The sequence below is a fragment of the Ornithinibacter sp. genome (assembly GCF_035443565.1).
Taxonomy (GTDB): domain Bacteria; phylum Actinomycetota; class Actinomycetes; order Actinomycetales; family Dermatophilaceae; genus Fodinibacter.
Window position 1 is genome coordinate 1 of record NZ_DAORSO010000098.1, and the last position, 9,058, is coordinate 9,058.

Annotated in this window: 8 protein-coding genes; 5 read left to right on the forward strand and 3 right to left on the reverse strand. The window is 69.5% G+C overall.

Annotated elements, in window-relative coordinates; translation table 11 throughout:
• The 3 genes from PLL68_RS10390 to PLL68_RS10400 all read left to right on the forward strand — a co-directional run.
• The coding region (locus PLL68_RS10390) for a hypothetical protein (RefSeq protein ID WP_324533804.1) at window positions 1-428 on the forward strand (428 nt) is incomplete at its 5' end.
• 977 nt (window positions 429-1,405) lie between these two features.
• Window positions 1,406-2,332 carry a cation efflux transmembrane domain-containing protein gene (locus tag PLL68_RS10395; RefSeq protein WP_324533806.1) on the forward strand — a complete coding sequence of 309 codons (927 nt, stop codon included), beginning with the start codon at window positions 1,406-1,408 and terminating at the stop codon, window positions 2,330-2,332.
• Window positions 2,333-2,365: 33 nt separating this feature from the next.
• Window positions 2,366-3,229: a phosphatase PAP2 family protein gene (locus PLL68_RS10400; protein WP_324533808.1), complete on the forward strand. Its 864-nt coding sequence runs from the start codon at window positions 2,366-2,368 to the stop codon at window positions 3,227-3,229.
• A gap of 1 nt (window position 3,230) precedes the next feature.
• On the opposite strand, the gene ppdK is transcribed toward PLL68_RS10400, so the two are convergent.
• The 3 genes from ppdK to PLL68_RS10415 all read right to left on the reverse strand — a co-directional run bounded on the left by ppdK (window position 3,231) and on the right by PLL68_RS10415 (window position 7,278).
• The gene (ppdK, locus tag PLL68_RS10405; RefSeq protein WP_324533810.1) at window positions 3,231-5,918 is read right to left on the reverse strand and encodes a pyruvate, phosphate dikinase; all 2,688 of its coding nucleotides are present in this window, start codon (window positions 5,916-5,918) and stop codon (window positions 3,231-3,233) included.
• 119 nt (window positions 5,919-6,037) lie between these two features.
• The gene (locus tag PLL68_RS10410) at window positions 6,038-6,652 is read right to left on the reverse strand and encodes a YgjV family protein (protein WP_324533812.1); all 615 of its coding nucleotides are present in this window, start codon (window positions 6,650-6,652) and stop codon (window positions 6,038-6,040) included.
• Between the two features lie 5 nt (window positions 6,653-6,657).
• A complete protein-coding gene (locus PLL68_RS10415; protein WP_324533814.1) occupies window positions 6,658-7,278 on the reverse strand; it encodes an SIMPL domain-containing protein in 621 nt (206 codons plus the stop codon).
• 78 nt (window positions 7,279-7,356) lie between these two features.
• On the opposite strand from PLL68_RS10415, the gene PLL68_RS10420 reads away from it, so the two are divergent.
• Together PLL68_RS10420 and PLL68_RS10425 are read left to right on the forward strand one after the other, a co-directional pair.
• Window positions 7,357-8,766, forward strand: a complete 1,410-nt coding sequence (locus tag PLL68_RS10420) for an NAD-dependent malic enzyme (RefSeq protein ID WP_324533817.1) — start codon at window positions 7,357-7,359, stop codon at window positions 8,764-8,766.
• A partial coding sequence (locus PLL68_RS10425; RefSeq protein ID WP_324533819.1) for a VanZ family protein occupies window positions 8,763-9,058 on the forward strand: 296 nt, incomplete at its 3' end. The genes PLL68_RS10420 and PLL68_RS10425, both read left to right, overlap by 4 nt.

Consider the following 9,058-nt stretch of genomic DNA (forward strand, 5'->3'; position numbering starts at 1 on the left):
GAAGCGACTGCCGAAGCAGGCAGGGCAAGGACATCACCACGGCAGCGGTAGCCTTCGGGTCCAAAACGTTCACGCCGACAGCGCCGTCGTATGCGCGGCGTGACACGAACTCGTACTTCACCGCTCAGACGACCTTCAAGACGGGCTACCCGACAGCGTTCTCCTTCTCGCTGAGCTCCGCCCTCGTCCTTGCCGCCAACGGCACCGTGACCACGGCATCAGCGGTTCGCAGTCCCGTGAACTGCAGCTACAACAAGCCGGGGGTCGCGGTGAGTTACCTGTTCCACTGGTCCTGCTCCGGCCAATCCACCGGCACCTCGTACAAGTTCACCGGGGCGTGGAAGTTCCCCATCAAGCTTGGCGGCGCCACAGGCACCGCGACCGTGGACTGGACGTTCAACTACATCATCTACACGCGCATCACCTGATCCCCCCAACGTGGCCCGCTGCGCCCTCAGCGATACCTCACGGAGGCTGACCAACACGGCCTACCGATGGGCTAGTTCCTACGTGGGCCGGGCTTGACTGATGTCGCCAAATCACCCTTGGCGTTGATCCCGGTCGCGAGCCCCCGCGGGAAGAGCAGTGGTGTCGAATGAGACCTACATTTCTCCCCACATCTCGGCCCTAGTGGTGTCCGATCCGACCTGCAAACGGTGTCAGTTCTCACCTCCGCAGCCACAACGCGCACTTGCACCGGCGGACCGCCTCACCCGCCCGGCGCGACAGCGGAAACCACCTTCCAGGATTCGGCTCCCCTCGGCCGCATGACCGCAACTGTCATCGACCAATTGCTCGGCATGCTCCCCCAGCTACACCTGACGCGTCATCGATAGCGATGGCCCACCGACACCACGGTGGGCCATCGCTCATGTCCACTGTAGGCCCACTCCGCAAGGGCCGAAGGGGATGCTGTTGCGCCGCCGTCGACGTCAGGGACGAACCGGATGCCGTCGCCCGCCGCTGGATTCGGGGGGAACCACACAGGGGCCCAACCCGACAGTCGGGGTGACAGGATTCGAAGGAGGTGACCAGGATGACGCTGCCCTTGAGCGCTTCACCGTCTCCCGGCATCAGGCCAACCAATGACCTCGGGCCAGCAGCGACCGCCGCCTAGATTCTGTCACATGGCTGACATGCGGTTGAGGTCAGGCACAAATTAGCAGGTCAACGGCATCGGGGGGAAGTTCCCGCCACCTCCACCACGGTCTCGCTCCCACGCTGCTCAGTCCTCAGAAGACTCCTTACCTGCATGCATCAGCAGGTCAGGTGTCTCCTGCGCGGGCACGAGCGGCCACGTCTAGACTCGTGGCGACCAGAGAAACTGACCACGGCTGACACGGTGCCATCGCGTCAGAGTCGATCCCACGAGATCCTGCCGAACACCGTCGAGGAGGACCTCGGGATGTCTTCTGGAACAGCCGGCGACGCCGAGCCCAACCGCAGCGAAGGAATGCTGCGGCTGTCAGTGGTGGCTGGCGTCGTCGCCGCAGTCCTGGCCGTCGTGTGGGGACTGTTGGCCGGCTCGCGCGTCATCGTGTTCGACGGTGTGTCGGCGATCATCGGTCTGGTCCTGAGCGTGATGAGCCTGATCGCCGCGCGGGCGGCGTCGCGTCCCGAGACGCCTCAGTACCCGTACGGTCGCCAGTCGCTGATCCCGCTGGTGGTGGGCGGGCAGGGGCTGGCCAGGCTCGCGCTGATCATCTTTGCCCTCACCGACTCGGTCATGGTCATCGCCTCGGGCGGTGACGAGGCGTCGGCGTCGTCGGCCGTGATGTACGCCGCCGTGTCCACCGCGCTGTGCCTGGCGCTCTGGTGGGCGCTGGGCGGCGCGAGGTCGACCGACGACCTGGTCCGCACCGAGCTCATCGGCTGGCGAAACGCCACCTTCTTGTCCTTCGGCATTCTGGTGGGCTTCGGCGTCGTCGCGGTGCTGCCCGACGGTGACGCGCGCGACGTCGCGGTGGCCTACGTTGACCCCGTCCTGATGCTGATCATCGGCCTGGCCATCTTGCCGACCCCGATCAGGTTGTTGCGCACCATGTCGCGTGAGCTGTTGGAGATGCGGCCGGCGGCCGACGTCGAGGTCCCCGCCCGGGCCGCTGTGCTCGAGACCTGTTGGGCGGCGGGCCTGCCCGATCCGGTGGTCCGGATGACGAAGACCGGGGGACGCCTCTACGTCGAGGTCGACCACGTCGTCGCGCCGGGCACGTGGGACGTCGCGGACATCGACGTGCTGCGCCGCGCGCTCGTCGAGAGCCTGGCGTCGGAGCGGTACACCGTGTGGCTCAACGTCGACCTGTCGACCGATCCGGCCTGGCAGCTGTCGTGAGCCCACCTGATTCCGCGGTGGTTCAATGCCCGTATGCCCGCCGCGACAACGCCCCAGCCTTCGTCAGACCCCGGCAGCGGGCCCCCCGAGCTCGAGCGGATCGGTGATCGCGACCTGGGGCAGTGGCCCACCCGGGCCGGCCAGCACCTCGTGGCCGCGATCGCCCGCGTCGTCATCGTGCTCGGCCGCGTCTGGCGCTGGAGTCTGGCGAACCTCGCCCTGGTCCTCACGACGGTCATCGGCGGGGCCATCGTGCTCGGGGCGACCGTGCTCTCGGCCGAGGTCTACGAGGCGGTGGTGGAGAACGACGGGCTGGCCGCGCTCGACGAGCCGGTCCTCGAGGCCGCCGTGAACAGCCGCACCCCCGCCAGTGAGCAGTGGGTCACCCACTTCACCGACCTCGGCGGCACGGTGGGGATGCCGCTCATCGCCGCGGCGATCGTCATCACTCTCGCCGTGCGTCGCCGGTCCTGGTTGCCGGTGGTCCTCATGCTCATCGCCGCAGCCGGGTCGGTGCTCATCACCGTGCTGGGCAAGGACCTCACGGCCCGGGCGCGACCCCCGGTGATCTACGCGGTGCCGCCCCTCGAGACGTCGCCGTCGTTCCCGTCGGGACACACCCTGAACGCCACCGTCGTGCTCGGCCTGTCGGCCTACCTGGTGATGCTCGGGCGCCGGCACCTGCGCAGCAGGATCCTCGTCGCCTCAGTCGTCGTCGTGTTCGTCGTGGCCATGGGGCTGTCCCGGGTGTGGCTGGGCCACCACTGGCTGACCGATGTCATGGCGGGCTGGCTCGTCGGCCTGGCCTGGCTCGCCGCGGTCATCACCGGCCACCGGGTCAAGGTGACCCTCGACCGGGCCGAGCGGGCCCGGCCGGAGGGGAGGGGGAGGGGGTAACTCAGGACGCCGGGCCGGACAGCACAGCCCGGGCCGCCTCGAGCCGCGCCACCGGAACGCGGAACGGTGAGCACGAGACGTAGTCGAGCCGGCGCTCCTCGAAGAAGTGCACCGAGGCCGGGTCGCCGCCGTGCTCGCCACACACGCCGACCTTGAGCCCCGGCTTGGTGCGCCGTCCCTCGTCGGTGCCGATGCGCACGAGTCGCCCGACGCCGTCACGGTCGATGTTCTCGAACGGCGACGACCCGAGGATGCCGGCCTCCATGTAGCGTGAGAAGAAGCTGGACTCGACGTCGTCGCGCGAGAAGCCCCACGTGGTCTGGGTGAGGTCGTTGGTGCCGAAGGAGAAGAAGTCGGCAGCCTGGGCGATCTCCCCGGCCGTCAACGCGGCCCGGGGTAGTTCGATCATCGTGCCGACGAGGTGTTCGAGGTCGACGGCGTGCTTGACCCGTGCCTCGTGCGCGGCCTCGTCGATCTCGAGACGGATGGTGCGCAACTCCTCGACGGCACCGACGAGCGGGACCATGATCTCGGGTCGCGCATGGCCGCCCCGCTCGGCGACGATCGCGGCCGCCTCGAGGATGGCCTGCGACTGCATCTCGAACAGCCCCGGGATCGCGATGCCCAAGCGCACACCACGCAGCCCGAGCATGGGGTTCTCCTCGTGCAGGCGTTGCACCGCGAGCAGCAGCAGCGAGTCGGTGTCGTGCTCACGGCCGGTGGCTTCGGCGACGGCGACCTTGACCGACAGCTCGGTGAAGTCGGGGAGGAACTCGTGCAGCGGCGGGTCGAGCAGACGCACCGTGACCGGCAGCCCGTCCATCGCCTCGAAGATCTCGATGAAGTCGGCTCGCTGCAGGGGCAGCAGCTCCCCGAAGACGGCCTGGCGCTCGGCCGGGCCCTCGGCGAGGATGAGGCGCTCGACGAGCTCGCGCCGCTCACCGAGGAACATGTGCTCGGTGCGGCACAGGCCGATGCCCTGTGCGCCGAAACGGCGGGCGCGGGCGGCATCCTCGGCGTTGTCGGCGTTGGCCCGCACCTGCATGCGGCGGTGGCGGTCCGCGACCGTCATGAGCCGGTCGACGGCGGCCACGAGCGGGCCACCCTCCTCGACGCTCATGGTTCCCTCGAAGTACCGCACGACGGGTGAGGGGCGAACAGCGACCTCACCGGCGAAGATCTCGCCGGTGGAGCCGTCGATGGAGATCGTGTCTCCCTCGCGCACGACGGTGCCGTCGGGGGTGGTGAACTGCCGGGTCCTGGTGTCGACCTCGAGGGTCTCGGCGCCGCACACGCAGGTGCGGCCCATACCGCGGGCTACGACCGCCGCGTGGGACGTCTTGCCGCCACGGCTGGTGAGGATGCCGGCCGCCGCGACCATGCCGTGCAGGTCGTCGGGGTTGGTCTCGCGGCGCACGAGGATGACCGGGGTGCCGGCGTCGGCCAGGCGGACCGCGGCCTCCGAGTCGAACACGGCGACCCCCACGGCCGCGCCAGGGGACGCGCTCATGCCCTTCGCGAGCAGCGAGCGGGCACCCTGCGGGTCGAAGTGCGGGAACATCAGCTGCGCGAGCTGGTCCCCGGTGACGCGCAGGAGGGCTTCTTCCTCGGTGATGACGCCTTCGTCGACGAGGTCGACCGCGATGCGGAAGGCCGCCTCGGCGGTGCGCTTGCCCACCCGCGTCTGGAGCATCCACAGCTGGCCGCGCTCGATGGTGAACTCGATGTCGCACATGTCCCGGTAGTGGCTTTCGAGGCGGGCCATGATGTCGAGAAGCTGGTCGTAGCTGGCCTTGTCCAGGCCTTCCAGGTCGGCCAGGTGGAGGGTGTTGCGGATGCCGGCCACGACGTCCTCACCCTGGGCGTCGGGGAGGTAGTCGCCGTAGACGCCGACGGCCCCCGTCGAGGGGTCCCGGGTGAACGCGACGCCGGAGCCGGAGTCCGAGCCGCGGTTGCCGAACGCCATCGCCTGGACGTTGACGGCGGTGCCGAGGTCGGTGGGGATGTGCTCGCGGCGGCGGTAGAGGATCGCACGGGGCGAGTTCCACGAGTTGAAGACGGCGACGATGGCGCCGTGCAACTGGGCGCGCGGGTCCTGCGGGAACGGCGAGCAGGCCTCTTGTTCGATGATCGACTTGTACGTGCTCACGAGGGCACGCAGGTCATCGGCGTCGAGGTCGACGTCCGCGGTGACGCCCTTGGCGGCCTTCGCGGCGTCGATGGCGTCCTCGAAGCGGTCCCCGTCGAGGTCGAGAACGGTCTTGCCGTACATCTGCACGAGGCGCCGGTAGGAGTCCCAGGCGAAGCGGGGGTTCTCGGTCTGCGCGGCCAGGCCCTCGACGGAGGTGTCGTTGAGCCCGATGTTGAGCACGGTCTCCATCATCCCGGGCATCGAGAACTTCGCACCCGAGCGGACCGAGACCAGCAGCGGGTCGGCGGCGTTGCCGAGGCGCCGCCCCATGGTGGCCTCCAGTCGGGCCAGGTGCTCGTCGACCTCCTCGAACAGTTCGGCGGGAACGGAGCCGAGCTCGAGGAACGCACGGCAGGCCTGCGTCGTGATCGTGAAGCCCGGCGGCACGGGAATGCCCAGTCGGGTCATCTCCGCGAGGTTGGCGCCCTTGCCGCCCAGCAGGTCCTTCATGTCCATGCTGCCGGTGGAGAAGTCGTGGACGAACGGGACCTGGGCCATCGTGGCGCCTCCTGTGAGCGGATACTACGACGCGTAGTACCTGTTCATCCTAGGCCCGTCCACCCGTTCAGGTCACCCTGGGGGCGCCCCTGCGGACGTGATCGCCGTCTCAGGTGCGTTCAGCTCACGGCGAGTCGGAACCGGTCACCGACGCGGCTGAAGCCGAGCCGCTCGTAGTACGGGCCGACCATCCCGGGCGGGGTCAGCACCTCGGTGAAGCCACGGTCCCGGAACAGCCCCGACTGCCGGAAGACGAACTCGCCCGGTGAGAAGTCACGCCATCTCGGGGTCACGTAGTCCAGTTCGACGTGCGCGGTGCCGTTGCCGGCATCCCGCACGACGATCACCCCAGCCGTCTCGTCGCCGTTCTGCACGAGGTAGGTCAGTCGGCCGTGCGGGACACCGCCGGTGAAGCCGGGGAAGTAGGCGTCGATGTCCGCCCGGTGAACGTGCAGGAAGTGCGTCAGGTAGGCGTCGTCCTCGCGCACCGGGAGCACGGCGTACGCCTGGTCGTCCGTGCGCTCGCGCAGGAGCTTGATGATGAAGTAGAGGTTGATCGCCGCCAGCACGACGTTCATCGCGACCATCGGCCACACGCCGATCATCAGGTTGAACACGATGAGGATCAGGCACGCCACCGTGTTGAGGATGCGCAACCGCAGGATGCGCGCCTGGAGCAGCGAGTAGATGAGCAGCGCCGAGCCGAACCACCCGAGTGCGTCGACCCACCCCACGGTGCTCAGCCCAGCCCGAAGCGGACCGTCACGGTGACGGTCACGGTGTGCTCGCCGGCCTCGACCGGCATGCCACCGACGGAGTCCATCGCCGCCATGGCGCGCATCTTGGGTGCCGGGCCCGGGCCGCTGCCACCCTCGATGACCTTGACCGCCTGCCCCAGGGGGCGCCCCGCGAGCTGCGCGTACTGCGTGGCCGTGCGGACGGCATCCGCGAACGCCGCGGCGCGCGCCTGCTCCACCAGCGGTGCCTTCTCCGCGACCTCGAGGCGCACGCCGTCCAGCCCGAAGGAGTCGCCGGCCGCCCGCGCCAAGGCGCTGATCAGGTCGCCGACCCCGTCGCGGTCACGCACGAGCAGGCGCAGGCTCTGGTACGCGCTGTAGCCGATGACCCCTCGGCCCTCGTGGTCCCACCGCGAGTTCACCCCCATGCCGGTGCTCTGCCGGTCGGCGGCGGCCACCCCGGCCTCGCTCGCGGCGGCGAGGGCTGCGGATACTCGCTCCGACGCCTTCGCCAGCGCGCCCGCGACGTCCGGGGCATCACAGCTGACCCGTGCGTCGAGGACGACGACGTCGGGGACGGCGCTCGCCGAACCGGTTCCGGTCACTTCCACGTGGTCGAACATGGGCGTCACTGTAGGCCGACCGGATCGACATGGACGCAGATTCCGATCTACCTGTCGGTAGGAGGTTCAATCACCGGTATGCCGTCGAGCCCCTCCATCGCCAACTCCGTCACCGTCCGCCTCACCCTCCCGGCGCGCGCGACCGCCGTGAGCGAGATGACAGGCGTCATCGAGAAGGCCGGCGGGGTGGTCACCGGACTCGACGTCACGGCATCCGGCGCGACCAAGGTGCGCATCGACATGACGATGCTCACCCACGACCCCGAGCACGCCGACGCCATCGTCGCCGTGATGCGCGAGGTCGAGGGTGTCGAGATCGGCCGGGTCTCGGACCGCACGTTCCTCATGCACCTCGGCGGCAAGCTGTCGGTGGAGTCCAAGGTACCGATCCGCACCCGCGACGACCTGTCGATGGTCTACACGCCGGGGGTGGCCCGGGTCTGCCTGGCCATCGCCGAGAACCCCGCCGACGCGCGCCGGCTGACCATCAAGCGCAACACCGTCGCCGTCGTCACCGACGGCACCGCCGTGCTGGGGCTCGGTGACATCGGCCCGCTCGCCGCGCTGCCCGTCATGGAGGGCAAGGCCGCGTTGTTCAAGCGGTTCGCCGACATCGACGCCTTCCCGATCTGCCTCGACACCACCGACACCGAGGAGATCATCAGCATCGTCAAGGCCATCTCGCCCGCGTTCGCCGGGATCAACCTCGAGGACATCTCGGCGCCGCGCTGCTTCGAGATCGAGGCCCGGCTGCGCGCCGAGCTCGACATCCCGGTGTTCCACGACGACCAGCACGGCACGGCGATCGTGGCGCTGGCGGCGCTGCGCAACGCCCTGCGTGTCGTCGGCAAGCGCCTCGAGGACGTCCGGCTCGTCATGAGCGGGGCGGGCGCTGCCGGGACCGCGATCCTCAAGCTGTTCCTGCACGCCGGCGCCCAGCACGTGGTCGTGGCCGACGTCGACGGGGTCGTCCACCGCGGTCGGGCGGACGTGCTCTCGGGGGAGCACCCGAACCACGCGTGGATCGCGGCGAACACCAACCCGGACGACGTCACCGGTACCCTCTCCGAGGCCATGCGGGGCGCCGACGTGTTCCTCGGTGTCTCCGCACCCGACGTCATCACCGAGGCCGACGTCGAGTCGATGGCGCCCGACAGCATCGTGTTCGCCATGGCCAACCCGGTCCCCGAGATCGACCCCGACATCGCCGCGCGGCACGCGGCCGTCGTCGCGACCGGTCGGTCGGACTTCGCGAACCAGATCAACAACGTGCTCGTCTTCCCCGGCGTGTTCCGCGGGCTCATCGACTCCGGGGTGTCACACGTCGACATGGACGTGCTGCTCGCTGCCGCCGATGCCCTGGCCGACGTCGTGCGCGACGACGAGCGCAACGCCACCTACATCATCCCGAGCGTGTTCCACCCTGACGTCAGCACCGTCGTGGCTGACGCGGTGGGCGCCGCCGTCGCCGCCCGCGAGGGTGCGTGACGCCGGCGCACAGGCGCAGGGTCCTGCTCGGACTGCTCGTCGCGGCGGTTTTCGCCCAGTTCGTCGTGCTCTACGCGCCCGCGCAACCCGGCGGTCTGCCGGTGTTCGCCCATGCCGACAAGGTCGTGCACGTGCTGGTGTTCCTCGTGCCGACGGCGCTGGCTCTCGTCGCCGGGCTGCCCGCGCGGGTGGTCGTGCCGCTGTTCGCAGCCCACGCGGTGGTGAGCGAGGTGGTGCAGGGGGCCTTGCTGCCGATGCGTGCCGGTGACCCCTTCGACGTGCTCGCCGACCT

Coding starts and splice junctions, on each gene's coding strand:
- PLL68_RS10395 (WP_324533806.1), top strand. CDS start 1,406: ATGTCTTCTGGAACAGCCGGCGACGCCGAGCCCAACCGCAGCGAAGGA.
- PLL68_RS10400 (WP_324533808.1), top strand. CDS start 2,366: ATGCCCGCCGCGACAACGCCCCAGCCTTCGTCAGACCCCGGCAGCGGG.
- ppdK (WP_324533810.1), bottom strand. CDS start 5,918: ATGGCCCAGGTCCCGTTCGTCCACGACTTCTCCACCGGCAGCATGGAC.
- PLL68_RS10415 (WP_324533814.1), bottom strand. CDS start 7,278: ATGTTCGACCACGTGGAAGTGACCGGAACCGGTTCGGCGAGCGCCGTC.
- PLL68_RS10420 (WP_324533817.1), top strand. CDS start 7,357: ATGCCGTCGAGCCCCTCCATCGCCAACTCCGTCACCGTCCGCCTCACC.